27 protein-coding genes are annotated in these 25,167 nt (G+C 65.8%); 24 read left to right on the forward strand and 3 right to left on the reverse strand.

Annotated elements, in window-relative coordinates; genetic code table 11:
• The first annotated feature begins 22 nt into the window (after positions 1–22).
• From JO391_RS05810 to JO391_RS05915, 22 genes are all read left to right on the forward strand, one after another.
• Positions 23–391 carry a hypothetical protein gene (locus JO391_RS05810; RefSeq protein WP_220663287.1) on the forward strand — a complete coding sequence of 123 codons (369 nt, stop codon included), beginning with the start codon at positions 23–25 and terminating at the stop codon, positions 389–391.
• Positions 391–1,530: an NADH-quinone oxidoreductase subunit E gene (locus JO391_RS05815; protein WP_220663289.1), complete on the forward strand. Its 1,140-nt coding sequence runs from the start codon at positions 391–393 to the stop codon at positions 1,528–1,530. The genes JO391_RS05810 and JO391_RS05815 overlap by 1 nt, the downstream gene beginning before the upstream one ends.
• A gap of 1 nt (position 1,531) precedes the next feature.
• Positions 1,532–1,756 carry a DUF5337 domain-containing protein gene (locus JO391_RS05820; protein ID WP_220663291.1) on the forward strand — a complete coding sequence of 75 codons (225 nt, stop codon included), beginning with the start codon at positions 1,532–1,534 and terminating at the stop codon, positions 1,754–1,756.
• Positions 1,757–1,768: 12 nt separating this feature from the next.
• On the forward strand, positions 1,769–3,064 hold the full coding sequence (gene nuoF / locus JO391_RS05825; RefSeq protein ID WP_220663293.1) for an NADH-quinone oxidoreductase subunit NuoF: 1,296 nt from the start codon (positions 1,769–1,771) through the stop codon (positions 3,062–3,064).
• A 3-nt stretch (positions 3,065–3,067) separates the two neighbouring features.
• Complete coding sequence (locus JO391_RS05830; RefSeq protein ID WP_220663295.1) at positions 3,068–3,436, forward strand: hypothetical protein; 369 nt, start codon at positions 3,068–3,070, stop codon at positions 3,434–3,436.
• Positions 3,433–3,822 (forward strand): hypothetical protein, encoded by a 390-nt coding sequence (locus tag JO391_RS05835; protein ID WP_220663297.1) that lies wholly within the window; start codon positions 3,433–3,435, stop codon positions 3,820–3,822. Before JO391_RS05830 ends, JO391_RS05835 begins: the two co-directional genes overlap by 4 nt.
• Positions 3,819–4,202, forward strand: a complete 384-nt coding sequence (locus JO391_RS05840; protein ID WP_220663300.1) for a hypothetical protein — start codon at positions 3,819–3,821, stop codon at positions 4,200–4,202. Before JO391_RS05835 ends, JO391_RS05840 begins: the two co-directional genes overlap by 4 nt.
• Positions 4,202–4,699 carry a DUF3291 domain-containing protein gene (locus tag JO391_RS05845; RefSeq protein ID WP_220663302.1) on the forward strand — a complete coding sequence of 166 codons (498 nt, stop codon included), beginning with the start codon at positions 4,202–4,204 and terminating at the stop codon, positions 4,697–4,699. The genes JO391_RS05840 and JO391_RS05845 overlap by 1 nt, the downstream gene beginning before the upstream one ends.
• A gap of 4 nt (positions 4,700–4,703) precedes the next feature.
• Positions 4,704–6,728: an NADH-quinone oxidoreductase subunit NuoG gene (gene nuoG, locus JO391_RS05850; protein WP_220663304.1), complete on the forward strand. Its 2,025-nt coding sequence runs from the start codon at positions 4,704–4,706 to the stop codon at positions 6,726–6,728.
• A gap of 2 nt (positions 6,729–6,730) precedes the next feature.
• Entirely contained in the window at positions 6,731–7,135 is a 405-nt protein-coding gene (locus JO391_RS05855; RefSeq protein ID WP_220663306.1) for a YNQ4 family lipoprotein, read from the forward strand.
• Positions 7,136–7,152: 17 nt separating this feature from the next.
• Entirely contained in the window at positions 7,153–8,190 is a 1,038-nt protein-coding gene (gene nuoH / locus JO391_RS05860) for an NADH-quinone oxidoreductase subunit NuoH (protein ID WP_220663308.1), read from the forward strand.
• A 3-nt stretch (positions 8,191–8,193) separates the two neighbouring features.
• Positions 8,194–8,688, forward strand: a complete 495-nt coding sequence (gene nuoI, locus JO391_RS05865) for an NADH-quinone oxidoreductase subunit NuoI (protein ID WP_220663310.1) — start codon at positions 8,194–8,196, stop codon at positions 8,686–8,688.
• Between the two features lie 7 nt (positions 8,689–8,695).
• Positions 8,696–9,106 (forward strand): carboxymuconolactone decarboxylase family protein, encoded by a 411-nt coding sequence (locus tag JO391_RS05870; RefSeq protein ID WP_220663313.1) that lies wholly within the window; start codon positions 8,696–8,698, stop codon positions 9,104–9,106.
• Positions 9,103–9,717, forward strand: coding sequence for an NADH-quinone oxidoreductase subunit J (locus tag JO391_RS05875; RefSeq protein WP_220663315.1), 615 nt, complete (start codon positions 9,103–9,105; stop codon positions 9,715–9,717). The genes JO391_RS05870 and JO391_RS05875 overlap by 4 nt, the downstream gene beginning before the upstream one ends.
• A 23-nt stretch (positions 9,718–9,740) precedes the next feature.
• Positions 9,741–10,235: a hypothetical protein gene (locus JO391_RS05880; protein WP_220663317.1), complete on the forward strand. Its 495-nt coding sequence runs from the start codon at positions 9,741–9,743 to the stop codon at positions 10,233–10,235.
• A gap of 73 nt (positions 10,236–10,308) precedes the next feature.
• On the forward strand, positions 10,309–10,614 hold the full coding sequence (gene nuoK, locus JO391_RS05885; RefSeq protein ID WP_220663319.1) for an NADH-quinone oxidoreductase subunit NuoK: 306 nt from the start codon (positions 10,309–10,311) through the stop codon (positions 10,612–10,614).
• Between the two features lie 4 nt (positions 10,615–10,618).
• A complete protein-coding gene (gene nuoL, locus JO391_RS05890) occupies positions 10,619–12,850 on the forward strand; it encodes an NADH-quinone oxidoreductase subunit L (protein WP_220663321.1) in 2,232 nt (743 codons plus the stop codon).
• The gene (locus JO391_RS05895) at positions 12,850–14,388 is read left to right on the forward strand and encodes an NADH-quinone oxidoreductase subunit M (RefSeq protein ID WP_220663323.1); all 1,539 of its coding nucleotides are present in this window, start codon (positions 12,850–12,852) and stop codon (positions 14,386–14,388) included. The genes nuoL and JO391_RS05895 overlap by 1 nt, the downstream gene beginning before the upstream one ends.
• 9 nt (positions 14,389–14,397) lie before the next feature.
• Entirely contained in the window at positions 14,398–15,831 is a 1,434-nt protein-coding gene (gene nuoN / locus JO391_RS05900) for an NADH-quinone oxidoreductase subunit NuoN (RefSeq protein WP_220663325.1), read from the forward strand.
• On the forward strand, positions 15,821–16,579 hold the full coding sequence (locus JO391_RS05905; RefSeq protein WP_220663327.1) for a biotin--[acetyl-CoA-carboxylase] ligase: 759 nt from the start codon (positions 15,821–15,823) through the stop codon (positions 16,577–16,579). Before nuoN ends, JO391_RS05905 begins: the two co-directional genes overlap by 11 nt.
• A gap of 9 nt (positions 16,580–16,588) precedes the next feature.
• Entirely contained in the window at positions 16,589–17,368 is a 780-nt protein-coding gene (locus JO391_RS05910; RefSeq protein ID WP_220663329.1) for a type III pantothenate kinase, read from the forward strand.
• On the forward strand, positions 17,365–19,041 hold the full coding sequence (locus tag JO391_RS05915) for a ribonuclease J (protein ID WP_220663331.1): 1,677 nt from the start codon (positions 17,365–17,367) through the stop codon (positions 19,039–19,041). Before JO391_RS05910 ends, JO391_RS05915 begins: the two co-directional genes overlap by 4 nt.
• 16 nt (positions 19,042–19,057) lie before the next feature.
• Here JO391_RS05915 and JO391_RS05920 read toward each other — a convergent pair whose 3' ends face one another.
• The gene (locus tag JO391_RS05920) at positions 19,058–20,605 is read right to left on the reverse strand and encodes a DEAD/DEAH box helicase (RefSeq protein ID WP_220663332.1); all 1,548 of its coding nucleotides are present in this window, start codon (positions 20,603–20,605) and stop codon (positions 19,058–19,060) included.
• Positions 20,606–20,834: 229 nt separating this feature from the next.
• Between JO391_RS05920 and JO391_RS05925 the strand changes: the two genes are divergently transcribed.
• Both JO391_RS05925 and JO391_RS05930 read left to right on the forward strand, forming a co-directional pair.
• On the forward strand, positions 20,835–22,193 hold the full coding sequence (locus tag JO391_RS05925; RefSeq protein WP_220663334.1) for an esterase-like activity of phytase family protein: 1,359 nt from the start codon (positions 20,835–20,837) through the stop codon (positions 22,191–22,193).
• Between the two features lie 100 nt (positions 22,194–22,293).
• The gene (locus JO391_RS05930) at positions 22,294–22,719 is read left to right on the forward strand and encodes an OsmC family peroxiredoxin (RefSeq protein WP_310795061.1); all 426 of its coding nucleotides are present in this window, start codon (positions 22,294–22,296) and stop codon (positions 22,717–22,719) included.
• 2 nt (positions 22,720–22,721) lie between these two features.
• Here the strand turns inward: JO391_RS05930 and JO391_RS05935 are convergent, their stop codons facing one another.
• Both JO391_RS05935 and JO391_RS05940 read right to left on the reverse strand, forming a co-directional pair.
• On the reverse strand, positions 22,722–23,465 hold the full coding sequence (locus JO391_RS05935) for a hypothetical protein (RefSeq protein ID WP_220663336.1): 744 nt from the start codon (positions 23,463–23,465) through the stop codon (positions 22,722–22,724).
• A gap of 36 nt (positions 23,466–23,501) precedes the next feature.
• Entirely contained in the window at positions 23,502–25,151 is a 1,650-nt protein-coding gene (locus JO391_RS05940; protein WP_220663338.1) for a calcium-binding protein, read from the reverse strand.
• Positions 25,152–25,167: the final 16 nt, after the last annotated feature.

Genomic DNA, 25,167 nt, shown 5'->3' on the forward strand with positions numbered 1-25,167 from the left:
GGCAGCGGGACGGGGGGCGGCGATGAGCCTGACCCTGCTGACCACGCTTTGCGGAGTGATCACTCTGGCTATCCTTTCGCTCTTGGCGCTGGCCTTCTGGACGGATCCGGCGCGTGGCCTGGCCCAGACCACGCACCGGTCGGAGCAGTTGCCGCTGGTGATGGCCGACCGCTACACCGCCTTTGCGGCGCTGACGGTCGTGGTTCTTCTCTTCGGCGACCTGCGCCTCTACGCTGCCTTCTTCGCTGTCTGCGCCTTCATGGGCTTCGCTGACGGCGTGATCTACGCCCGTGCCGGGCATCCGCACATGAAACACACGCTCTCGGGCGTCCTGTCGGTGATCGCGCTCGGCGTGTCGCTGGCTGCCCTTGCTGTCGAGAAAGGCTCCTGATGCTTCGCCGTCTTCATCACACGCAGCCCGAGAGCTTCGCCTTCACCCCGGCGAACCTGGAATGGGCGAAAGGCCAGATTTCCAAGTATCCCGAAGGCCGGCAGGCCAGCGCCGTGATCCCGCTTCTGTGGCGGGCGCAGGAGCAGGAAGGCTGGCTCAGCCGCCCGGCGATCGAATTTGTCGCCGACATGCTGGGCATGGCCTATATTCGGGCGCTCGAAGTCGCGACCTTCTACTTCATGTTCCAGCTGCAGCCGGTTGGCTCGGTGGCGCATATCCAGATATGCGGCACGACGTCGTGCATGATCTGCGGTGCCGAGGAGCTGATCGCCGTCTGCCGCGAGCTGATCGCCAAGACGCCGCACACCCTATCGGCCGACGGCAGGTTCAGCTGGGAAGAGGTCGAATGCATGGGCGCTTGCGCCAATGCGCCGATGGCCCAGATCGGCAAGGACTATTACGAGGACCTGTCGGCAGAAAAGCTGCGCGAGCTGATCGCGCGGTTCGGCAATGGCGAGGTGCCGGTGCCGGGCTCGCAGATCGGTCGCTATGCGGCAGAACCGGCGTCGGGCCTGACCTCGCTGAAGGATCACGAGGCAGGCAAGTCTGCGCACAGCGCGACCGTCGCGCTTGCTGTTAAGGTGGGCGACACCGCGAAGCGGATCGACGGCACCGAAGTGCCGATCCTAACGCCCTGGCTGAAGAAATCCGCCGCGCCCAAGGCCTCCGCTGCCCCGGCTCCGGCTGCTGAACCGACGCCGGCCGCCGCGGCCCCTGCCAAACTGGCCGAGGTTCCTGCGACGGAAGCGCCCGCCAAGGCTCCGGCCAAGCCCGCCGCGCCCGCCAACATGGTCGGCACAAAGCCCAAGGCGCTTGGCCGCGCCCGCCGGTTCCAGCCGGACGACCTGAAGGTGATCGAAGGCATCGGTCCCAAGATGGAAGAGGCCCTGAACGGGATGGGTTACTTCCACTATGACCAGATCGCCAGCTGGACACCCGAGGAAGTGGCCTGGATCGACGAGAACCTGCCGTCCTTCAAGGGCCGCGCCAGCCGCGACCGGTGGGTGGCACAGGCCAAGCTGATCCTGGAAGTGGGCGTCGAGGAATTCCTCGTCCGCGCCAAGACCAACGACTATTGAGATGCCGCGCGGCCCCGCCCCGGACCAGATGCAGACAGCGCGCCAGGCGCGCACGGTTGGCATCGTGCTGGTGGCGACCATGGCCGCCTGGCTTCTGGCGCAAGAGATTGGCCGGCAATACGGATGGGATGCGCGATATGCCTTCCTGTTCGACCTGGCGGCGGGGGCAGCGTTCATCTGGGCGCTGGTCGTGACATACCGGATCTGGCGGAAGCGCCGGGATTAGAAGGGGCAAGGCATGCTCAAGGATCAGGACCGCATCTTCACCAACCTCTACGGGATGCATGACCGCTCCCTGAAGGGGGCGATGGCGCGCGGCCACTGGGACGGCACCGCGAACCTGATTGCGCTTGGCCGCGACAAGATCATCGAGATCGTCAAGGCCTCGGGTCTGCGCGGCCGCGGTGGCGCGGGCTTCCCCACCGGCCTGAAATGGTCGTTCATGCCCAAGCAATCGGACGGACGTCCGTCCTACCTGGTCATCAACGCCGACGAATCCGAGCCGGGCACCTGCAAGGACCGCGAGATCATGCGGCACGACCCCCACACGCTGATCGAGGGCGCGCTGATCGCGTCCTTCGCGATGGGGGCGAATGCCTGCTACATCTACATCCGCGGCGAATACATCCGCGAACGCGAGGTGCTGCAGAACGCCATCGACGAATGCTATGACGCGGGCCTTCTGGGGCCGAATGCCTGCAAGTCCGGCTATGACTTTGACCTGTACCTGCACCACGGCGCCGGCGCTTATATCTGCGGCGAGGAAACCGCGCTTCTGGAAAGCCTTGAAGGCAAGAAGGGCATGCCCCGGATGAAGCCGCCGTTCCCGGCGGGGTCCGGCCTTTACGGCTGCCCGACCACCGTGAACAACGTGGAATCCATCGCCGTCGTCCCCACGATCCTGCGCCGCGGCGCCGAATGGTTCGCGGGCTTCGGCCGGCCGAACAACACCGGGACCAAGCTCTTCGGCATCTCGGGCCATGTCGCCAACCCCTGCGTGGTGGAAGAGGCGATGTCGATCCCGCTGCGCGAACTGCTCGACCGGCATTGCGGCGGCGTGCGCGGCGGCTGGAAGAATCTGAAGGCCGTGATCCCCGGCGGCTCCTCGGTGCCGCTGCTGACGGCGGCGCAGTGCGACGACGCGATCATGGATTTCGACTGGCTGCGTGAACAGCGCTCGGGCCTCGGCACCGCGGCGGTCATCGTGATGGACCAGTCCACCGACATCATCAAGGCGATCTGGCGGCTGTCGAAGTTCTACAAGCACGAAAGCTGCGGCCAGTGCACGCCCTGCCGCGAGGGCACGGGTTGGATGATGCGGGTCATGGACCGCCTGGTGCGCGGCGAGGCCGAGGTCGAGGAAATCGACATGCTGCTGTCGGTCACCAAGCAGGTCGAGGGCCACACCATCTGCGCGCTTGGCGATGCCGCCGCCTGGCCGATCCAGGGCCTGATCCGCGCCTACCGCAACGAAATCGAGGACCGCATCAAGGCCAAGAAGACCGGCCGCATTTCGGCCGTGGCAGCGGAGTGATCCATGCGCGCGGCGCTTCTCCCATTGTTTCTGCTGGCGGCCTGCGTGCAGGCCGGTCCGCAGGCTGCGGGACAAGCCGCGCGCGGCGAGACCATCGTGATCGACGGCGTGACGATGCAGCTCCGGCAGGAATACAACTGGCCCTCGATGATCGCCCCTGTTTCGGTCGAAACCGGCAAGACCGAATTCGTGCAGTCGGGCACCGCGGATACGGTGATCGTCTCAGGCTCGCCCGACAGCCGGGTGCGGGCGATCAAGGCGCTGGCGCAGTTCTGCAACGAAGAGATCGACCCGGACGGGTTCGACACGCAGTTTGTCTACAAGGACCCGGCGACCGGGGATTGGTGGTTCGACCAGTGGAGGTGCCGGTGAGCCTTGCCGCGACCCTTCGGCTGCGCCACTGCGCCCCCCTCGGCGGGGTGGCGCTGCTGGCCGCCTGCGCGGCAACGCCGGGCGCTGGGCCTTCGGGCAACGCGGCCGCGGGCACCTTTCCCGTCTCCGTGGGGGATGCCGCTTTCGCCGCAACCGTCACGCCCGGCGTGCCGGGGCTGCGGCCTACGGCGCAGGGCGGTGTTCCCGTGGCGGGCATGACGGTCACCGTCCGGCGCGAAGCCACGCCGCTTGGACAGGACGAAGGAAAGCTTGCGAAGGACGCGGCTGCCGCTGGCTGTTCTGCGGCTCGCGGCCGCTTCGACGGCCGCGCCTTCGGTGTCTACGCAGGGGGCGGGCTTTGGCAATTCGCGGGAGCTTGCGCATGACGAGCCTCGGGCACAGCGCCGCAAGTCTGGCCATCGGTTGCGCCTTCGCCTCGGCCATGTCCGGTTGTGTCGGGTGGACCCAGCCGGAGGTGGTGGAACGAGTGGCGCAGGTCACGATCGGTGGCCGCAGCTATCTGGTCCGCGCCATGCCTGCCCAGGTCTGGACCCTGGCGACCGACCCGGAGTCCGGCGCGACCGTGCCCGTTCAGATGGACCGCATCGCACCCACGGTTATGGTCGAGGGGGCTCCCGACGGTGCCACGGCCCTGCGCGCCGCGGGCCTCTTCTGCGGAAAAGGACGCGATCTCTCGGCCTGGGCAGAGGACTACCATTACCGCGACCCGGCGACCGGGACGTGGTGGATTGCGGACATGTGCTGATGACCGGACAGATGCACCTTGCCGAGCTGAACGTGGGCCGCCTGCTGGCGCCGACGAATGACCCGCGCGTGGCCGAATTCATGGCGGCACTGGACAGGGTAAATGGCATCGGCAAGCGGTCGAAGGGCTTTGTCTGGATGATGGAAGGCTCGGGCGAACCGGGCACCGGCAACACCGAAACCAAGATCGGCGGCGATCCGCAGTTCGTGGCGAACCTCACGGTCTGGGAAGATGTTGCCGCGCTTGAACAATTCGTCTGGAACACGGTGCACCGGGCGTTCTATGAGCGGCGCGCGGAATGGTTCGAAATTCTCGGACGGCAGCATTTCGTCATGTGGTGGATACCCGCCGGGCATAGGCCCACGCTGGACGAGGCGCTGGAGCGCCTGGCCTGGTGTGAGGCAAACGGCGACAGCGATCATGCCTTCGGCTGGTCGTATCTGAAGGACGCGACGCTCTGGCGGGACCGCCAGTGCGCAAGGATGGCAGCGGAGTAGGCTGATGAGCAGCAACCTCAAGAAGATCAGCATCGATGGCCATGTGGTCGAGGTCGATGGCGCGATGACGATCATCCAGGCGGCCGAGGTCGCGGGGATCGAGGTGCCGCGCTTCTGCTATCACGAACGCCTGTCCATCGCCGGCAACTGCCGGATGTGCCTGGTCGAGGTGATGGGCGGACCGCCCAAGCCTGCCGCATCCTGCGCCATGCAGGTGCGCGACCTGCGCCCCGGCCCGAACGGCGAGCCGCCGGTCGTCAAGACGAACTCGCCGATGGTGAAGAAGGCCCGCGAGGGGGTGATGGAGTTCCTGCTCATCAACCACCCGCTCGATTGCCCGATCTGCGACCAGGGCGGCGAATGCGACCTGCAAGACCAGGCCATGGCCTTCGGCGTGGATTTCAGCCGCTACCGAGAACCGAAACGTGCTTCGGAAAACCTGAACCTCGGCCCATTGGTCAAGACCGAGATGACGCGCTGCATCTCCTGCACACGCTGCGTGCGCTTCACCACGGAAGTGGCGGGCATCCACCAGATGGGGCAAACGGGTCGCGGCGAGGATGCAGAGATCACCAGCTACCTGAACGCAACGCTGGACTCGAACCTGCAGGGCAACATCATCGACCTCTGCCCGGTAGGCGCGCTGACCTCCAAGCCCTATGCCTTCACCGCGCGTCCGTGGGAACTGACCAAGACCGAATCCATCGACGTGATGGATGCCCTGGGCAGCAACATCCGCATCGACACCAAGGGCCGCGAAGTGATGCGCATCCTGCCGCGCAACAATGACGGCGTGAACGAAGAGTGGATCAGCGACAAGACCCGCTTCATCTGGGACGGTCTGCGCCGCCAGCGGCTCGACAAGCCCTATGTCCGCGTGAACGGCAAGCTCAAGCCCGCCACCTGGGGCGAGGCGCTGGCCGCTGCCGCCACGGCGATGAAGGGCAAGAAGGTCGCGGGCCTGGTGGGTGACCTCGCCTCGGTCGAAGCGGCCTACAGCCTGAAGGCGCTGGTCGAAGGGCTGGGCGGCCATGTCGAATCCCGTACCGATGGAGCGCGTCTGCCCATCGGCAACCGGTCTGCCTATGTCGGGACCGCCAAGATCGAGGATATCGACAGCGCGAAACGCATCCTCCTCATCGGCACCAACCCGCGTGTCGAAGCGCCGGTCCTGAACGCCCGCCTGCGCAAGGCCTGGTCGCTTGGCGCCCAGGTTGCTCTGCTGGGCGAAGCGGTGGACCTCACCTACGACTATCACCACCTCGGCACCGACCGTGCCGCGCTGGTCGCGCTGATGAACGATCCTGAACTTTCGACCGGCACCGAGTCGCCAGGTCTGGTGATCGTGGGGCAGGGCGCGGTGAACGAGGCCGATGGCGAGGCCGTGCTGGCCCATGCCATGCGCATCGCCGAACTTGGCAACTGCAAGCTCCTGGTCCTGCACACTGCGGCAGGTCGGGTCGGCGCCATGGACGTCGGCGCCGTGACCGAGGGTGGACTTGCCGCCGCTACCGACGGCGCGGAGGTGATCTTCAACCTCGGCGCGGACGAGGTGGAAATCTCGGCAGGTCCCTTCGTCATCTATCAGGGCAGCCACGGCGACCGCGGCGCGATGCGAGCCGACGTGATCCTGCCGGCAGCCGCCTGGACCGAGGAGAACGGCCTTTTCGTCAACACCGAAGGCCGGCCGCAACTGGCGTTGCGCTCGGGCTTCCCGCCCGGCGAGGCCAAGGAGAACTGGGCCATCCTGCGCGCCCTGTCGGGCGAGCTGGGCAAGGCCCTTCCCTGGGATAGCCTTGCGCAACTGCGCCATGCCCTGATCGCAGCGCACCCCCACCTCGGCCAGATCGACAAGGTGGCAGAGAATGCCTGGACCCCGCTCGCCCTGCGCGAGCCCGGCAAGGCCACGTTCCGCAACGTGATCCGCGATTTCTACCTGACCAACCCGATCGCGCGCGCCTCTGCCGTGATGGCCGAGCTTTCGGCCATGGCGGCCGCCCGCGCCCGCGCCCCGATGGCGGCCGAGTGACCATGGCCGCCGCCCGCGCCCTTGCCGCTGTCCTCACCGCCTCGGCGGTGCTGGCGGCTTGCGCGGACGGCAGCGCCCATGTGTCGCAAAGCGATTTCGCGCCGGACTACCAGGGGATCGAGACGATCCTTCTGGACGGCGATCTTGTGAACTTCCGCGTGGCCATGACGGGCGCGCGGGAAAAAAGCGATGTCGAGGTCTATGCGCGCTGCGCGGCGGCCCAGTATGCGCTGATCCGCGGCTACGGTTTCGCGCGCCATGTGCGCACGACCGTCGCCCAGAAGAACGGCACCTGGCGTGGCGACGCGGTCTACACGATCTCGGCTTCGCTGCCGCGCGGCGTGCGGACGATTGACGCCGAGGTGACGGTGCGCGATTGCGGCGCACAGGGAATCCCGACGGTCTGAGATGAGGGACGAAAAGAATGGCTGAGTTTCTGGCAACGGGGTGGGGAACGGCGCTGATCATCGCGCTGCAAAGCCTCCTGGTCGTCGGCTTCGTGATGATCTCGATGCTGTTCCTCGTCTACGGCGACCGCAAGATCTGGGCCGCCGTGCAGATGCGTCGCGGCCCGAACGTGGTGGGGCCCTGGGGCCTGCTGCAGACAGTGGCCGATGCGCTGAAATACGTGCTGAAGGAAATCGTCATCCCCGCCGGGGTGGACCGCCCGGTCTTCTTCCTGGCGCCGATGCTCTCCTTCGTCCTGGCCATGATGGCCTGGGCCGTGATCCCCTTCGCCCCCGGCTGGGTGCTGGCCGACATCAACGTCGCCATCCTCTTCGTCTTCGCCATGTCCTCGCTGGAAGTCTATGGCGTGATCATGGGGGGCTGGGCGTCGAACTCGAAATACGCCTTCCTCGGCTCGCTGCGCTCGGCCGCGCAGATGATCTCGTACGAGGTCTCGCTCGGCCTCATCATCGTCGGCATCATCATCTCCACCGGCTCTATGAACTTCTCCGCAATCGTCGAGGCGCAGGATGGCTCCTTCGGCCTGTTCAACTGGTACTGGCTACCGCACCTGCCGATGGTGGTGCTGTTCTTCGTCTCTGCTCTGGCCGAAACCAACCGCCCGCCCTTCGACCTGCCGGAAGCGGAATCCGAACTCGTCGCCGGCTTCTTCGTGGAATACTCCTCGACGCCGTTCCTTCTTTTCATGGCCGGCGAATACATCGCCATCTTCCTGATGTGCGCGCTGATGTCGGTGCTGTTCTTCGGCGGCTGGCTCTCGCCCATCCCCGGCCTGCCCGATGGCGCCTTCTGGATGATCGCCAAGATGGCGGTGTTCTTCTTCCTCTTCGCGATGGTGAAGGCCATCGTGCCGCGCTACCGCTATGACCAGCTTATGCGGATCGGCTGGAAGGTCTTCCTGCCGATGTCGCTGGCCTGGGTGGTGATCGTGGCGTTCCTTGCAAAATTCGAAGTGCTCGGCGGCTTTTGGGCTCGTTGGGCGATTGGGGGCTGAGACATGGCAAACATCGATTGGACCCGCGCCACGCGCTACTTCCTGCTTCAGGATTTCATCAAGGGCTTTGCCCTTGGGATGAAGTATTTCTTCGCGCCCAAGGCCACGCTGAACTACCCGCATGAAAAGGGGCCGCTCTCGCCGCGCTTCCGCGGTGAACACGCGCTGCGCCGCTATCCGAACGGCGAGGAACGCTGCATCGCCTGCAAGCTCTGCGAGGCGATCTGCCCGGCCCAGGCCATCACCATCGACGCGGAACCCCGCGCCGACGGCTCGCGCCGCACCACGCGCTACGACATCGACATGACCAAGTGCATCTATTGCGGTTTCTGCCAGGAAGCCTGCCCGGTCGATGCCATCGTCGAGGGCCCGAATTTCGAATTCGCGACCGAGACGCGCGAAGAACTATTCTACGACAAGGCCAAGCTTCTGGACAACGGCGCCCGGTGGGAAGCCGAGATTGCCCGCAACCTCGCGCTGGACGCGCCCTACCGCTGAGGACGGCATGACCGAGGACTTCACCAAGATGGTCAAGGCGATGATGGACAGCGGGCAGGAGATGCTCCGCGCCTTCAACCCTGCGCTCGAGACCATGCAGGTGAAGGGCTTCGACAAGATGTTCCCCACCATGACGAAAGACATGATGGAGATGTGGTTCGGCCGCACCTTCAACCGCGAGGGACTGGATGCGAAGACGCGCCTTCTTGTCACCATCGCGGCGCTGACGGTATTGGGCGCGCAGGCCGAGGCCCAGCTGAAGCTGACCATCCGGCACGCGCTGGAAGCGGGCGCCACACAACGCGAGATCGCGGAAGTGATCTGGCAGATGTCCATGTTCGGCGGCCTGCCCGCCATGCAGAAGGCGCTGGAGACGGCGCAGGCGGTCTTCGCCGAGAACGAGGAGAACAACGCATGAGCGTCGCGGATTACGCCTTCTACTGCTTCGCGGTGGTGACGGTCGGCTCGGGGCTTCTGGTCACCATCAGCCGCAACCCAGTGCATTCGGTGCTCTGGCTGATCCTGACCTTCCTGTCCGCGGCCGGCCTCTTCGTGCTTCTTGGCGCCGAATTCGTGGCGATGCTCCTGATGATCGTCTATGTCGGCGCCGTCGCGGTTCTGTTCCTCTTCGTCGTCATGATGCTGGACGTGGATTTCGCACAGCTGAAGGGCGAGATGGTGAAATACATGCCGCTCGGCCTGCTGATCGGTCTGATCCTCATCATGATGCTGGTCATGGGCGTCGGCGCCTGGGTCGAGGCCGATGGCGCGCTTGGCCTGCGCCAGGCCGTGACCCCGGCCCTGACGGAGGTGGACAATGCCCGCGCGCTCGGCCTGCTGATCTATGACCGTTACTTCTTCATCTTCCAGATGGCCGGTCTGATCCTGCTTGTCGCCATGATCGGAGCCATTCTCCTGACCCTGCGCCACCGCACCAACGTCAAGCGCCAGAACGTCCTGGCGCAGATGTGGCGCGATCCGGCCAAGGCAATGGAACTGAAGGATGTGAAGCCGGGGCAGGGGCTCTGAGGCGCGGGGTGGGAGTGACGAGGATGAAGCTTTTCGTGACGACGATGCTGGTACTCGCGCTGACGGCCACAATGGCCTCGGCGGACAGCCAGGTGGTCAAGAAGCTGAAGAACTGCGGTGTCGAGGCGAAGAACGAATTCGGCTCGCACATCGAGTATCCGGCCACAAAGGAAGGCGCGGGCTATGTCGGCTTCTTCACCGTGGACGAGGATGCCTCAGGCACCAAGCAGCGCTATTCGCTGGTGAACTGCGCCACGCGCGACATGGTCCAGGTCAAGGCCGAATACAAGCTGCAGGACGCCGCCAATACCGCGAAGTCGGGCAAGGACCTGATGAGCTTTGTTGCCGGCCTGCGCAAGAAGGGGATGCTCGCCAACGAGCAAGCCTTTGCCAAACTGGCCAAACAGGCCGGCTACAAGCCGGGCACGGCCACGCTGCCGCCCCGCGGCTCGGAAAGCACCGGCCGCTCGGACTGCGGCTGCAAGACATTCTACCCCGACCTGTTCTATTCGAACTGACCGGGCACCGGCACCGGGCCGCAAGGGCACGGGCTGACCAAGACACACGGGCACCAGACCCGGAGGGAACGAGATGGTGGGACTTGAACATTACCTGACGGTCGCGGCGGCTTTGTTCGTGATCGGGATCTTCGGCATCTTCCTGAACCGGAAGAATGTCATCGTGATCCTGATGTCGATCGAGCTCATGCTTCTGGCGGTCAACATCAACTTCGTCGCGTTCTCGTCCTTCCTGGGCGATTTGGTGGGGCAGGTCTTCGCGCTCTTCGTCCTCACCGTCGCCGCAGCCGAGGCCGCCATCGGCCTCGCCATCCTCGTCGTGTTCTTCCGCAACCGCGGCACGATCGAGGTCGAAGACGCCAACGTGATGAAAGGCTGACCAGATGCCCACGATCATCCTCTTCGCGCCCCTGGTCGGCGCCCTCATCTGCGGTTTCGGCTGGAAGCTGATCGGCGAACGCACGGGCCAGATCTTCGCCACTTCGCTCGTCTTCCTTGGCGCGCTGCTCAGCTGGATCCTGTTCCTCTCGCCCACCGGACCGACCGAACACCACGAGATCCTGCGCTGGATCGAATCCGGTTCGCTGTCCACCTCCTGGGGCATCCGGCTGGACCGTCTGACGCTCATCATGCTGGTGGTGGTCAACACCGTCTCGGCGCTCGTCCATCTCTACAGCTTCGGCTACATGGCGCATGACGACAACTGGCACGAGGGCGAGCACTACAAGGCCCGCTTCTTCGCCTATCTGTCATTCTTCACCTTCGCCATGCTCATGCTGGTGACCTCCGACAACCTGGTGCAGATGTTCTTCGGCTGGGAAGGCGTGGGCGTGGCCTCTTACCTGCTGATCGGCTTCTACTACCGCAAGCCCTCAGCCAATGCCGCTGCCATCAAGGCCTTCGTGGTGAACCGGGTCGGCGACTTCGGCTTCGCGCTCGGCATCTTCGCCCTGTTCTTCCTGGTCGACTCGATCCGGTTCGACGATATCTTCGCTGCCGCCCCGACGCTGGCCCAGACCGAGATCACCTTCCTCTGGACATCCTGGAACGCGGCCAACCTGATCGGCGTGCTCCTCTTCATCGGCGCCATGGGCAAGTCCGCGCAGCTTTTCCTGCACACCTGGCTGCCCGACGCGATGGAAGGCCCGACGCCGGTTTCCGCGCTCATCCACGCCGCAACCATGGTTACGGCGGGCGTGTTCCTCGTCTGCCGCATGTCGCCGCTTTACGAATTCGCGCCCGATGCCAAGACGATGATCGTCGTGATCGGTGGCATGACCGCCTTCTTCGCCGCGACCGTGGGTCTGGTGCAGAACGACATCAAGCGCGTCATCGCCTATTCGACCTGTTCGCAACTTGGTTACATGTTCGTGGCCGCCGGGGTGGGCGTCTATTCGGTGGCGATGTTCCACCTCTTCACCCACGCCTTCTTCAAGGCGATGCTGTTCCTCGGTGCAGGCTCGGTCATTCATGCCACGCACCACGAACAGGACATGCGCAACTATGGCGGCCTCAGGAAGCACATCCCGCTGACCTTCTGGGCGATGATGATCGGCACGCTGGCCATCACCGGCGTCGGCATCCCGCTGACGAACATCGGCTTCGCCGGCTTCCTGTCGAAGGACGCCATCATCGAAAGCGCCTGGGCCGGCGCCTACCCGGCTTATATCCTCCTGGTCGTCGCCGCCTGCTTCACCTCGTTCTACTCTTGGCGCCTGATGTTCATGACCTTCTACGGCACCAGCCGCGCGAACGGTCACGGGCACGACGCTCACGGAGATGATGCCCACGGGCACGACGCCCACGGGCACGACGATCACGGCCACGGCGATCACACGCCGCACGAAAGCCCGCTTGTCATGCTGATCCCGCTTGGCGTCCTTTCGCTTGGCGCGATCTTCGCCGGGATGCTGTGGTACGGCGTCTTCTTCGGCGACGAGGCCAAGATGCGCACTTGGTTCGGCATGCCCCCGGCGGTGGAACATGCGGCCGAAGGTGGCGAACATGCTACCGAAGGCACCGATCACGCAGCCGCCACGGCAACCGAGGGCGAGGCTACCCCCGCCGATGCCCATGCGACGACGGCCACCGAAGGCGAGGCCGCCCCGACCGACACCCATGCCGCCGCCACGGCGGAAGACCACGGTGTCGTCGGCGCCGCACCCGAGGGCGCCATCTTCATGGGCCCCGACAACCACATCATCCACGCCGCGCACGAGGCGCCGGTGCTGGTGAAGGTCTCGCCCTTCATCGCCATGCTGATCGGCTTCGCCATTGCCTGGCTCTTCTACATCCGCCGCCCGGACCTGCCGGCCAAGCTCGCCGAACAGCAGCGTCCGCTGTACCTGTTCCTCCTGAACAAGTGGTACTTCGACGAACTCTATGACTGGGTCTTCGTCCGACCGGCCAAGTGGCTTGGCAACTTCCTGTGGAAGAAGGGCGACGGCGCGGTCATCGACGGCACGATCAACGGCGTCGCCATGGGCATTGTGCCCTTCTTCACCCGGCTCGCGGGACGTGCGCAGTCCGGCTACCTGTTCCACTACGCCTTTGCCATGGTTCTGGGGATCACGCTCCTCGTCCTGTGGATGACGCTCGCCGGGGGAGCGCATTGATGACCAACCTGCTCTCCATCGTCACCTTCATCCCGGCGGTCGCTGCGGCGATCCTGGCCTTGTTCCTGCGCGGCAACGACGCCGCCGCGCAGCGCAATGCCAAGTGGCTGGCACTTCTGGCCACCACCGCCACCTTCCTCGTCTCGCTTGGCCTCTTGACCGGATTCGACCCCTCGAACACCGGCTTCCAGTTCGTCGAGGATCGCGAATGGATCCTCGGCTTCCATTACAAGCTGGGAGTGGACGGCATCTCGATCCTCTTCGTGCTGCTGACCACCTTCCTCATGCCGATCACGATCCTCTCGACCTGGGAGGTCGAGACCCGCGTGAAGGAGTACATGATCGCCTTCCTGCTGCTGGAAACGCTGATGATCGGCGTCTTCGTGGCGCTGGACCTGGTGCTCTTCTACCTGTTCTTCGAAGCCGGCCTGATCCCGATGTTCCTCATCATCGGCATCTGGGGCGGCAAGGACCGCATCTATGCGGCCTTCAAGTTCTTCCTCTACACCTTCCTCGGCTCGGTGCTGATGCTGGTCGCCATGATCGCCATGTACATGGACGCCGGCACCACCGACATCCCCACGCTCCTGAACCACACCTTCGCCTCTGACACGATCTCGGTGATGGGCTTCCAGATCGTCGGCGGGATGCAGACGCTCCTGTGGCTCGCCTTCTTCGCCTCCTTCGCGGTGAAGATGCCGATGTGGCCGGTGCACACCTGGTTGCCCGACGCGCACGTGCAGGCCCCTACGGCGGGCTCTGTCGTGCTGGCGGCAATCCTTCTGAAGATGGGCGGCTACGGCTTCCTGCGCTTCTCGTTGCCGATGTTCCCGGTCGCCTCCGACCTGCTGACGCCGCTGGTGTTCTGGATGTCGGGCATCGCCATCGTCTACACCTCGCTGGTGGCGCTGGCGCAGTCCGACATGAAGAAGCTCATCGCCTATTCCTCGGTCGCGCACATGGGCTATGTCACCATGGGCATCTTCGCGGCCAACCAGCAGGGCGTGGACGGCGCGATCTTCCAGATGATCAGCCACGGCTTCATCTCGGGCGCACTCTTCCTCTGCGTGGGCGTGATCTACGACCGGATGCACACCCGCGAGATCGACGCCTACGGCGGCCTCGTGAACCGGATGCCCGCCTATGCGCTGGTGTTCATGTTCTTCACCATGGCCAACGTCGGCCTGCCCGGCACCTCGGGCTTCGTGGGCGAATTCCTGACGCTGATGGGCGCCTTCCAGGCCAACACCTGGGTTGCCGCCGTGGCCACCTCGGGCGTGATCCTGTCGGCGGCCTATGCGCTCTGGCTCTATCGTCGCGTGGTCTTCGGCGACCTCATCAAAGAGGCGCTCAAGACCATCACCGACATGTCGCTCCGCGAACGCGCCATCTTCGCGCCGCTCGTCGCCATGACGCTGCTCCTTGGCGTCTATCCCAGCCTCGTGACCGATCGCATCGGGCCCTCGGTCACGGCGCTTCTCACCGAATACCATGCCGCTCTGCCCGCCGAACCGGCGGCCGAAGCCGCGCATAACTGAGGACCTGACATGAGCACGGATCTTGCGATCATCCTGCCCGAGATCGTCCTGGCGCTCTATGCCATGGCCGCCCTCATGTTCGGGGTCTACACCGGCAAGGACTCCACCGCGCCCGCCATCCTCTGGGCCACGGTGGGGGTCTTCCTCGTGCTGGCCGCCTGGATCGGCATCGGCGGGGGCGGCGAGCGTGCGGCCTTCAACGGCCTCTTCCTCGACGATCCCTTCTCGCGCTTTGCCAAGGTGGTGATCCTCCTCTCCGCCGCCGCCGTCCTCGCGATGAGCGCCGAGTACATGGCGCGCCGCGGCCTCCTGCGCTTTGAATACCCGATCCTCATCGCCCTGGCAGTCACCGGCATGATGGTGATGGTTTCGGCCGGCGACCTCCTGTCGCTTTATGTGGGCATCGAGCTGCAGTCGCTTTCGCTCTATGTCGTGGCGGCGCTGCGCCGTGACAGCGCAAAGTCCACCGAAGCCGGCCTGAAGTACTTCGTGCTCGGCGCCCTGTCCTCGGGCCTGCTGCTGTACGGGGCCTCGCTGACCTATGGCTATGCCGGCACCACCCAGTTCGCCGGCATCCTGTCCACCCTGCATGACGGGGCGCCCCTCGGCCTGACCTTCGGCCTCGTGTTCATCCTGGCCGCTCTCGCCTTCAAGGTCTCGGCCGCTCCCTTCCACATGTGGACGCCGGACGTCTATGAAGGCTCGCCCACCCCGGTGACCGCCTTCTTCGCCTCGGCGCCCAAGGTTGCCGCCATGGCGCTGATCGCCCGGGTCAGCCACGATGCCTTCGGCGGCGTGGTGAAGGACTGGAGCCAGGTCCTCGCCGCGCTCGCCGTGGTGTCGATGTTCTGGGGCGCTATCGCCGCCATCGGCCAGCGCGACATCAAGCGCCTGATGGCCTATTCTTCCATCGCCCACATGGGCTTTGCCCTCATGGGCCTCTCGGCCGGCACGGCCGAGGGCGTGCAGGCCATGCTGATCTACATGGCGATCTATGCCACGATGAACGTCGGCACCTTCGCCTTCATCCTGTCGATGGAACGCAATGGCCGCCCGGTGACCGACATCACCATGCTCAGCCAGTTCGCCAAGGCCGAACCGCTGAAGGCGCTGGCGCTCCTGATCCTTATGTTCAGCCTCGCCGGCGTGCCGCCGATGGTGGGCTTCTTCGGGAAGTTCTACGTCCTGAAGGCCGCAGTCGATGCCGGCATGACCGGCGTCGCCGTCGCAGGCGCGGTGTCCAGCGTCATCGGCGCCTTCTACTACCTGCGCATCGTCTACTACATGTACTTCGGCGCCGAAGGCGAGGTTGTCGAAAGCCGCATGTCGCCGGTGCAATGGGCCATGCTGGTGGGCGTCGCTGCCATCATGGTGCTGGGTGTGGTCAACCTCTTCGGCATCGAGCCGCCCGCGGCAATCGCCGCCGAAGCGCTTGTCCGCTAAGGCCGGTTGGCCGGCCGGAACGGGGCGCTTCGTCCACGACCGGCTCGACAGCACCAATGCTGAAGGCGCGCGCATCGCGGCCGGCCTGACCGGGCCGGCCTGGGTGCTTGCCCGCGAACAGACCGCCGGGCGCGGACGCCGCGCCCGCGCCTGGTCCAGCCCGGCGGGCAATTTCCACGGCACGCTGGTCCTGAAACCCGCGGAACCGGCCGAGGTGGTGGCCCTGCGCAGCTTCGTCGCCGCGCTCGCGCTCCGCGATGCATTTGTCGCCGCCACCGCGCTGCCCCAGGCCTTCGCGCTGAAATGGCCCAACGACGTGCTGCTGAACGGCGGCAAGGTGGCGGGCATCCTGTTGGAATCGGCCAGCCACGGGGCAGGGGTCTCGTCCCTCTGCATCGGCATCGGCGTGAACCTCATCGCCGCGCCCGATCCCGCCCAGGTCGAACCCGGCGCGCTGCGCCCCGTCTCGCTCCTGTCCGAAACCGGCCTCCGCCTCACGCCCGAGGCCTTCCTCGATCACCTCGCCCCCGCCTATGCCGCGCGCGAGGCCCGTTTCACCACCGGGGGCTTCGCTGCCATCCGCGACGAATGGCTGTCCCATGCCGCCCGCCTGGGCGAGCGCATCTCCGCCCGCACCGGACGCGACACGCGCGAGGGCATCTTCGAAACCGTCGATGCTTCGGGCAATCTGGTCCTGCGCACGGCCGGTGGCACTCTCGCCGTGCCCGCCGCCGAAGTGTTCTTCTAGGGGAAGGCCATGCTTCTCGCCATCGACTGCGGCAACACCAATACCGTCTTTTCCATCTGGGACGGCACGCGCTTCCTCGCCACCTGGCGCATCGCCACCGATCACAAGCGCACCGCCGACGAATACTTCGTCTGGCTCTCCTCGCTCATGGCCATCACACGCACCGAGGCCGCCATCACCGAGGCGATCATTTCTTCCACCGTGCCACGCGTGGTCTTCAACCTGCGCGTCCTGTGCAATCGCTACTTCGACTGCCGTCCGCTCGTGGTGGGCCGTCCCGATTGTGCTCTGCCTGTCGCACCCCGCGTCGACCAGGGCGCCACGGTCGGCCCCGACCGTCTGGTCAACACCGTGGGCGCGTTCGACCGTCACGGCGGCAACCTGATCGTGGTGGATTTCGGCACTGCCACCACCTTCGATGTGGTCGATGACGACGGCGCCTATGTCGGCGGCGTCATCGCCCCCGGCGTGAACCTCTCGCTCGAGGCGCTGCACATGGCCGCCGCCGCCCTGCCGCATGTCGATGTCAGCCGCCCGCAGCGCGTGGTCGGCACCAATACCGTGGCCTGCATGCAGTCCGGCATCTGGTTCGGCTATGTGGGCCTCGTCAAGGAAATCTGCTCCCGCATCAAGGCCGAACGCGACCGCCCGATGAAGGTCATCGGCACGGGGGGGCTTGCGCCCCTGTTCGGAACCACCGACGTTCTGTTCGATAGCATCGAGGACGACATCACCATGCACGGCCTCGTCCTCATCCACCGATTCAACACCGCCCCGGAGGACGCATGACCGCCAACCGCCTGATCTATCTGCCCCTCGGCGGCGCCGGCGAGGTGGGGATGAACTGTTACGTCTACGGCTACGGGCCAGAAGACAAGGAGCGCCTGATCGTCGTCGATCTGGGCGTCACCTTCGGCGACATGGAAAGCGCACCGGGGGTCGATCTGGTGATGGCCGACATCACCTGGCTCGCCGACCGCGCCGACCGGATCGAGGCGATCTTCATCACCCATGCGCACGAAGACCACATCGGCGCGCTTGGCCATCTTTGGCCGCGCCTGAAGAAGAAGGTCTATGCCCGCCGCTTCACCGCCGCCATCGGCCGCCTGAAGTTCGAGGAAGCGGGGCTTCCGGTGGAAGAGATCGTGGTGGTCGAACCGCGCCCCGCCACCATCAAGGCCGGCCCCTTCCAGGTGCAGTTCCTGCCCATCAGCCATTCCATCCCGGAATGTTCCATGCTGGTGATCGACACGCCCGCCGGCCGCGTCGTCCATTCGGGCGACTTCAAGCTCGACCCCGATCCCGTGGTGGGCGAGGCCTGGGATCCTTCGGCGCTTCAGGCCGTGGCGGCGGAGAAGCCCGTCATCGCCCTGATGTGCGATTCCACCAACGTGTTCTCGCCCCATCCCGGCCGGTCCGAATCCACCCTGACCGACCCCATCGCCCAGCTGGTTGCCCAGTCGCGCGGCATGGTGGTCGCCACCACCTTCGCCTCCAACATCGCCCGCCTCAAGACGCTCGCCGAAGCCGCGGTCAAGGCCGACCGCTCGGTCTGCCTTCTGGGCCGCGCCATGCGCAAGATGATGGCCGCGGCGGAGGAAACCGGCGTGCTGCAGGGCTTCCCCCGCACCGTCACGCCGGAAGAGGCGCTGGAAATCCCTCGCCAGAACCTCATGCTCATCGTCACCGGCAGCCAGGGTGAACGCCGCGCCGCCTCCGCCGCGCTCAGCCGCGGCAAGTACCTGGGCTTCGAGATGAAGGAGGGCGACCTCTTCCTCTTCTCCTCCCGCACCATCCCCGGCAACGAACGCGGCGTCCTGCGCATCGTCAACGCGTTTTCGGAAATGGGTGTGGATGTCCAGGACGATGCGAACGGTCTCTACCACGTCTCGGGCCATGCCAACCGCCCCGATCTGGAAACCGTCCACCGCCTGCTCAAGCCCGGCATGGTCATCCCCATGCACGGCGAACACCGCCACCTGCGCGAACATTCCAAGGTCGCCATGGCCGCCGGCTTGCCCGCGGAAATCGCCACAAACGGCATGATGATCGAACTCGCCCCCGATGGCCCCCAGGTCGCCGAATACATAGAGACCGGCCGCGTCTACCTGGACGGTTCGGTCCTGATCGGCGCGATGGATGGCGTGATCCGCGACCGCATCCGCATGGCGCTGAACGGCCATATCATGGTGACGGTGCTTCTGGACGAAGCCGACGAACCGCTTGGCGATGCCTGGGTCGAGGTCATGGGCCTTCCGGCCATGGGCCGCCATGGCCAGCCGCTGGCCGACCAGATCGAGGCGGAGCTGAACGAGTTTCTCACCGGCGCCGGCCGCAAGGTCCTGGCCGATGACGACAAGCTCGACGAAGCCGCCCGCCGCGTGGTGCGGCAGGTGGCGATGGAGGAAATCGGCAAGAAGCCCGAAGTGACGGTGGTGGTCAGCCGATTGATGGAGGGCTAGCCCTCCATCCCGGCACTCACTCGTCGGTTCCGGCGCCCACGGTTTCGGGCAGCTCCGGCGCCTCGTCCTCGTCGGCCGTGACGGCCGAAGCCGGCAGGCGGAAGCTGCGCAGGATGAACTCGGGCACATGATCGCCCATGCCAACGACCCGGTGGTCGTCGCGGCGGTCCTCGCGCCGGTCGCGGCGCGGGCGCTCCTCACGCGGACGCTCGTCCCGCACACGTTCCTCGCGCACCCGTTCTTCGCGCACCGGGGCGGCCTCGACCACCTCCACCGCCTCGACCGGGGCTTCCTCGCGGCGTTCGCCACGCTCGCGCCCGCGGCCACGGCCGCCGTCGCGCTCCTTGCCGCGGCCACGGCCCGGCTTCTCTTCGCGCGCCGGGCGCCCGCCGTCGCCGGCGGCGGCCAGGTCCAGCCCCTCTGGCATCTCGCCGCGCGGAATCTCCATCTTCACCAGGCTCTGGATCGCCGCCAGATACTTTCCATCCGACGGCACCGCGATGGTGAAGGCCTTGCCCTGCCGCCCGGCCCGCCCGGTCCGGCCAATGCGGTGAACGTAGTCCTCGGGATGCGAGGGCACGTCGAAGTTGAACACATGGCTCACCGCCGGAATGTCCAGGCCCCGCGCCGCCACGTCCGAAGCAACCAGCAGCCGCAGCTCGCCATCGCGGAACGCATCCAGCGTCCTGGTCCGCTGGCTCTGGTCCAGGTCGCCATGGATCGGCGCGGCGTCAAAGCCATGCGCCTTCAAAGACTTGGCCACCACATCCACATCCATCTTGCGGTTGCAGAAGATGATGGCGTTGGTGCAGGCCTCGCCCTCGCCGCGGATCAGCGCCCGCAGCACGGCGCGCTTCTCGGTAAAGCTGCGGTCCTTGCGCGTCGGCGTGAACTCCACCAGCCGCTGTTCGATGGTGGTCGATGCGGTCGCCTGCCGGGCAACCTCGATCTTTACCGGGTTGGACAGGAAAGTGTTGGTGATGCGCTCGATCTCGGGCGCCATGGTGGCGCTGTAGAACAGCGTCTGCCGCGTCATCGGCGTCAGGCTGAAGATGCGCTCGATATCGGGGATGAAGCCCATGTCCAACATCCGGTCGGCTTCGTCCACCACCATGATCTGCACGCCGGTCAGCAGAAGCTTGCCGCGCTCGAAATGGTCCAGCAGACGGCCCGGCGTCGCAATCAGCACGTCCACGCCGCGGTCGATCAGCTTGTCCTGCTCGCCGAAGGCCACGCCCCCGATCAGAAGCGCCTTGGTCAGCTTGGTCTGCTTGGCATAGATGTCGAAGTTTTCCGCCACCTGGGCCGCCAGTTCGCGCGTCGGCGCCAGAACCAGGCTGCGCGGCATCCGCGCCCGCGCCCGGCCCTGGCCAAGCAGGGTAATCATCGGCAGCGTGAAGCTGGCGGTCTTGCCGGTGCCCGTCTGGGCAATGCCCAGAACGTCGCGTCCTTCAAGGGCAGGGGGGATGGCCTGGGCCTGGATCGGCGTCGGCGTTTCATAGCCCGCATCAGCGATGGCTTGGAGCACGCGCGGATCCAGCGCGAGGTCGGAGAATTTGGTCATAGGCGTCCTGTTATGTGCGGGATCGGCCCGCACGAAGTGAGGGGACGCGGCTTCCGGGCGTCCCGGCGTCTGAGGCACAAGGCCACAGAAGCGCCGTTAGCGGAAAACCGTGGCAGGGTCAAGGCAAGGTCAAGGCGTTACCCAACCATCACGCGGGCTTTGTCCGACTGTCGCGCAACTGTCGAACAGGCGCGCCAGTCTTCTGCGGACCAACCGACAGGAGCCCACCATGCACCTTCGCCTTCTCGCCGGCGCGACCGCGCTCAGCCTTCTTGCCGTGACCGCCCAGGCCCAGGAAACCGTATTCCCCGCCACCCTCGACGGCATGGTCGTTCTGCCCGCCGCCAGCTTCGTTCCCGCTCCGGCCGATGCCCCCGCCGATGCGCGCCTCTCGGGCAAATACACCGGCCCCGCCCGCACGATGCAGGCGGGCACGATGCCCGGCGACACCGGCGCGCTGCACGGCAAGCGCCCCACCGGCCTTTCCGTGCCTTTCGAGGGTCAGCCGCTGCAGGGCTTCTCGGGCTATGCCATGGAACGGGGGGCTGACGGCAGCTTCTGGATGCTCACCGACAACGGCTTCGGCGCAAAGGCCAACAGCCCCGATGCGCTGCTCATGGTGCACCGGATGCAGCCCGATTTCGCCACCGGCCAGATGAAGATCCTCGAAACCATCTTCCTCACCGATCCCGACATGAAGGTGCCCTTCCGCATCGCCTTTGAAGGCGAGGGCAGCCGCTACCTGACCGGTGCCGACTTCGATCTGGAAAGCATCCAGATCGTGAACGGCGAAATCTGGATCGGCGACGAGTTCGGTCCCTACCTCATCCGCGCCACGCTGGATGGCAAGGTGCTGGCCGTCCACCCCACCATGATGGGCGAGACCACGCTGAAAGGCCCGGATACCCCCGGCATTTCGGCCACCTCGGTCATGGGCAAGGACTGGGTGGTCCAGCGCTCGGGCGGCTATGAAGGCATGGCGCTGCAACCCGGCACGGGCCTTCTCTGGGGCCTTCTGGAAAAACCGCTCCTGGGCGAGGATGGCAATCCCGAGGGCAGCTTCCTGCGCGCCCTGGCCTTCGACCCGGCCAAGGGCGAATGGACCGGCCAGGGCTTCAAGTTCGCGCTGGCCGAAGGCGCCACCGCCATCGGCGATTTCAATTTCATCGACGAAACCCGCGCGATGATCATCGAACGCGACAATGGCGAGGGCGACCCCAGCCTGAAATGCGCGGGCGACCCCGCGCCCGACTGCTTCCCGCTGCCCGCCATGGTCAAGCGCATCGTGCTGATCGACACCGCCAGCCTCGATGCCGATGGCTTCGTACGCCGCATCGGCCACATCGACCTGATGAACGTGGCCGACCCCAAGGGCCTGAACAAGCAGGAAACCCAGGCCAACCGCGACCTGACCGGCATCCTCACGTTCCCCTTCTTCACCATCGAGGACGTGGTGCGCGTGGACGACACGCATATCCTGGTCGGCAACGACAACAACCTGCCGTATTCCTCGGGCCGCAAGCTGGATGCCGCGGCCGACAACGAGGCAATCCTGCTCTCGGTGCCGGAATTCCTGGCGGCGAAGTAAGGCCGGTCCCAATCGCCGGCAGGCGCGTTCCTGCGCCTGCCGGTTGCCTTTTGGGCAGAACTGGCGCGCAATCGGCCAACGCGCAACAGGGAGACTCTCGATGATTCAGAAACATTCCTCCGCCATCTGGACCGGCAGCCTGAAAGACGGCGGCGGCTCGCTCACCAGCCAAAGCGGTGTGCTGTCCGCCACGCCCTACACCTTCGCCACCCGGTTCGAGGGGCAGAACGGCACCAACCCCGAAGAACTGATCGGCGCGGCCCATGCCGGCTGCTACGCCATGTTCCTTTCGGCGCTGATGTCCGGCGCAGGCGTCGTGCCCGACCGGATCGAGGCCACCTCGACCATCTCGCTCGACCCCACCACCGAAGGCAGCCCCACGGTGACGGCCGCGCATCTGGATGTCACGGTGAAGGCCCCCACCGACGAAGCCGCCATCCGCGATTTCGCCGAAAAGGCCAAGGCCGGTTGCCCGATCTCGAAACTGTTGAAAGCCGAAGTCAGCCTTGCGCTAAAAATCGCCTGATCTCAGTCCTTTGCCGCCGTCTGTTCGCGCATCAGCTTCAGACGGCGGAACAGGTTCTGCGGGTCCCGGTTCAGCATGTCCAACAGCCGCTCTGCCAGCGGCCCTGCCACCGGCGCGTCGCCCGCCTCGCTCAGCAGCGGCGCCAGCAAATGCGCCTCCAGGTCGCCCGACATCAGCGAAAAGGGCTCCATCTCCATCGGCAACGGCGCCACCACGCGGTCGGCCTTGCGGAACGGCTCGGTCCCGGCACGCCCCGAAAACAGCCGCTCGGCCTCATAAAGCTTCATGACCGAAAACAACAACCCAAGCGACCGACCGACCCGCCGGTCAGCCTCGGTCGCGCCGTGGTCGCCAAAGGTGATCAGCGAGGAAATCAGCCACCGCCCGTTCAACTCGGCCAGCAGGAAATCGCGCTTCTCCGTCCACAGCCGGTTGAACAGCACCGGCGCCCGCTCGGGCCAGCCCGACTTGCGCAGGTTCATGATCAACAGTGCGTTCAGCATCAACAGCCCGGACCGCCCGGCAAACTCCCGCGCGATCTCCTGCATCCGCTGGCCATAGCGCGTATGCCCCTTGGGCAGGGGATCGGGGATCTTCCGCACAACCGTCGCGGCGATCGCGTCGAAATCCGCATCAACCGGTGGCAGCTCTTCCCAATTGGCAAAGCGGAACGGCGCCCGGCGCTTCAGATACCGGTCAAAGACCGAAATCACCCCGCCCTCGAAGGTCTCCTCCTCGTCGCCCATCCGCCTTCTGTCCCAAGCCTGCCGCCCCAGCTTGGGCTACAGCGTGAAGTCGCTCAGGTCCAGCACCGTGCCGCCGGTCAGGAAGATCAGCATGTCGATCGTGCCGTCTCCAGTCGTATCCACACGGACCGCGCCGGCCGCAACCTGTACCGAGGCCAGTCCACCGCCAAGAAAGGCGCCGGTTCCGACGAAGGCAAGCGCCGTGTCCGCTGCGTCAAGCGGGGTGCCATCAAAGGCGGACAGGTCAATCCTGTCCGACCCGCGCACAAAGCCCGTGATCTGATCGGGGTCCAGGGCCAGGCTGTCGGTCACCTCGTGGAACAGGAACACATCGCGCCCAATCCCGCCGATCAGGGTGTCGCTGCCGCCGCCTCCAGCCAGGGTGTCGGCCCCGACGGCGCCTTCCAGCCGGTTGTCGCCGTTGTCGCCGGTCAAGCGGTCGCCAAAGCGCGAGCCCACCAGGTTCTCGACATTCACAAGCGTATCTCGGCCGGCGCCACCCGTGGCCTGCGCGCCAGTGATTGACAGATCGACCGTCACGCCCCGCGTCGCCAGCAAAAAGGTCACGGTGTCCGTATCCGCGCCGCCGTCCAGGTAATCGTTTCCAAGCGCCCCGATCAGCGTGTCATTCTGCGCCCCGCCGAAAAGACGGTCGGCCGCACGGTCGTCGGTGCCCTCTTCCGGCTCGTAGAAGGCCAGAAGCCGGTCCCTGCCCGTGCCGCCATACAGGCGGTCTGCCCCGCCGCCGCCCGTCAGGGTGTCATTCCCCGCCCCACCGTTCAGCGTGTCGCTGGCGCGATCATCCACTGCCGTGAAAGGGCCGCTGAAATAAAAGCCGAAAAGCGTGTCGTTGCCGCTGCCGCCGTCCAGCCGGTCGGCATCGAACTGGCCCATCATGTAATCGGCCCCGTTGCCGCCAAACAGGCTGTCCTCGCCCAGAAAGCCCTGGATCTCGTCATTGCCGTCGTCGCCGAACAGGCGGTCGTGGCCGGTGCCTCCCACCACAGAATCGTTGCCCTGGTCGCCGTGCAGCAAGGCATCGGCGGTGCCCGCACCCACGATGTCGTCGCCCACTCCCCCCGAGCAAAGGGCACTGTCGTCAGTGGAAATCGTGTCGTTGCCAAAGCCGCCGAACATCAGCCCATAGCCACCCAGAAGGTCGCCCCCGAACCCGCCGTACAGCTTGGTGATCCGCGTGTCGAAGTCGTCCGTCTGGACGAAGGCGGAACCGAACAACTGGTCGTTGTCGTCCCCGCCGTAAAGGATGCCGGACCCCGCCAGCGTGTCCATCCCGTCGCCGCCGTCCAGGTCGTTGAAACCCGCGCCCCCGTCCAGCACGTCATTGCCTTCGTCGCCGAAGATGTCGTCGTAGCCGTCGCTGCCCGTCAGGCTGTCGTCGCCCGCGCCCCCCTCGATCAGCGAGGCATCGTCGCCGTTGGCGGCCTGGATCACGTCATCGCCGTCGCCGCCATAGAACGAATCATCCCCGCCGCCACCGCTTTGCAGCGTATCGTCGCCCAACCCGCCATACAGCGTGTCGGACCCGGCGCCACCGTTCAGGCTGTCATTGCCCCCGTTGCCGGACAGCAGATCGTTCAGATCGTACCCAAGGATCGTGTCCGTGCCGCCGCCGCCGCTCAACACATCCGACCGCGGTCCGCCGCGGTCACCTTCAATCAATGGCATGCAAAAAACCCCAGTC

The sequence above is a fragment of the Neotabrizicola shimadae genome (assembly GCF_019623905.1).
Lineage (GTDB): Bacteria > Pseudomonadota > Alphaproteobacteria > Rhodobacterales > Rhodobacteraceae > Neotabrizicola > Neotabrizicola shimadae.

Bases quoted from the DNA above. Each gene is read 5' to 3' on its own strand.
- JO391_RS05810 (WP_220663287.1), top strand. From the start codon at position 23: ATGAGCCTGACCCTGCTGACCACGCTTTGCGGAGTGATCACTCTGGCT.
- JO391_RS05815 (WP_220663289.1), top strand. From the start codon at position 391: ATGCTTCGCCGTCTTCATCACACGCAGCCCGAGAGCTTCGCCTTCACC.
- JO391_RS05820 (WP_220663291.1), top strand. From the start codon at position 1,532: ATGCCGCGCGGCCCCGCCCCGGACCAGATGCAGACAGCGCGCCAGGCG.
- nuoF (WP_220663293.1), top strand. From the start codon at position 1,769: ATGCTCAAGGATCAGGACCGCATCTTCACCAACCTCTACGGGATGCAT.
- JO391_RS05830 (WP_220663295.1), top strand. From the start codon at position 3,068: ATGCGCGCGGCGCTTCTCCCATTGTTTCTGCTGGCGGCCTGCGTGCAG.
- JO391_RS05840 (WP_220663300.1), top strand. From the start codon at position 3,819: ATGACGAGCCTCGGGCACAGCGCCGCAAGTCTGGCCATCGGTTGCGCC.
- JO391_RS05845 (WP_220663302.1), top strand. From the start codon at position 4,202: ATGACCGGACAGATGCACCTTGCCGAGCTGAACGTGGGCCGCCTGCTG.
- nuoG (WP_220663304.1), top strand. From the start codon at position 4,704: ATGAGCAGCAACCTCAAGAAGATCAGCATCGATGGCCATGTGGTCGAG.
- JO391_RS05855 (WP_220663306.1), top strand. From the start codon at position 6,731: ATGGCCGCCGCCCGCGCCCTTGCCGCTGTCCTCACCGCCTCGGCGGTG.
- nuoH (WP_220663308.1), top strand. From the start codon at position 7,153: ATGGCTGAGTTTCTGGCAACGGGGTGGGGAACGGCGCTGATCATCGCG.
- nuoI (WP_220663310.1), top strand. From the start codon at position 8,194: ATGGCAAACATCGATTGGACCCGCGCCACGCGCTACTTCCTGCTTCAG.
- JO391_RS05870 (WP_220663313.1), top strand. From the start codon at position 8,696: ATGACCGAGGACTTCACCAAGATGGTCAAGGCGATGATGGACAGCGGG.
- JO391_RS05875 (WP_220663315.1), top strand. From the start codon at position 9,103: ATGAGCGTCGCGGATTACGCCTTCTACTGCTTCGCGGTGGTGACGGTC.
- JO391_RS05880 (WP_220663317.1), top strand. From the start codon at position 9,741: ATGAAGCTTTTCGTGACGACGATGCTGGTACTCGCGCTGACGGCCACA.
- nuoK (WP_220663319.1), top strand. From the start codon at position 10,309: ATGGTGGGACTTGAACATTACCTGACGGTCGCGGCGGCTTTGTTCGTG.
- nuoL (WP_220663321.1), top strand. From the start codon at position 10,619: ATGCCCACGATCATCCTCTTCGCGCCCCTGGTCGGCGCCCTCATCTGC.
- JO391_RS05895 (WP_220663323.1), top strand. From the start codon at position 12,850: ATGACCAACCTGCTCTCCATCGTCACCTTCATCCCGGCGGTCGCTGCG.
- nuoN (WP_220663325.1), top strand. From the start codon at position 14,398: ATGAGCACGGATCTTGCGATCATCCTGCCCGAGATCGTCCTGGCGCTC.
- JO391_RS05910 (WP_220663329.1), top strand. From the start codon at position 16,589: ATGCTTCTCGCCATCGACTGCGGCAACACCAATACCGTCTTTTCCATC.
- JO391_RS05915 (WP_220663331.1), top strand. From the start codon at position 17,365: ATGACCGCCAACCGCCTGATCTATCTGCCCCTCGGCGGCGCCGGCGAG.
- JO391_RS05920 (WP_220663332.1), bottom strand. From the start codon at position 20,605: ATGACCAAATTCTCCGACCTCGCGCTGGATCCGCGCGTGCTCCAAGCC.
- JO391_RS05925 (WP_220663334.1), top strand. From the start codon at position 20,835: ATGCACCTTCGCCTTCTCGCCGGCGCGACCGCGCTCAGCCTTCTTGCC.
- JO391_RS05930 (WP_310795061.1), top strand. From the start codon at position 22,294: ATGATTCAGAAACATTCCTCCGCCATCTGGACCGGCAGCCTGAAAGAC.
- JO391_RS05935 (WP_220663336.1), bottom strand. From the start codon at position 23,465: ATGGGCGACGAGGAGGAGACCTTCGAGGGCGGGGTGATTTCGGTCTTT.
- JO391_RS05940 (WP_220663338.1), bottom strand. From the start codon at position 25,151: ATGCCATTGATTGAAGGTGACCGCGGCGGACCGCGGTCGGATGTGTTG.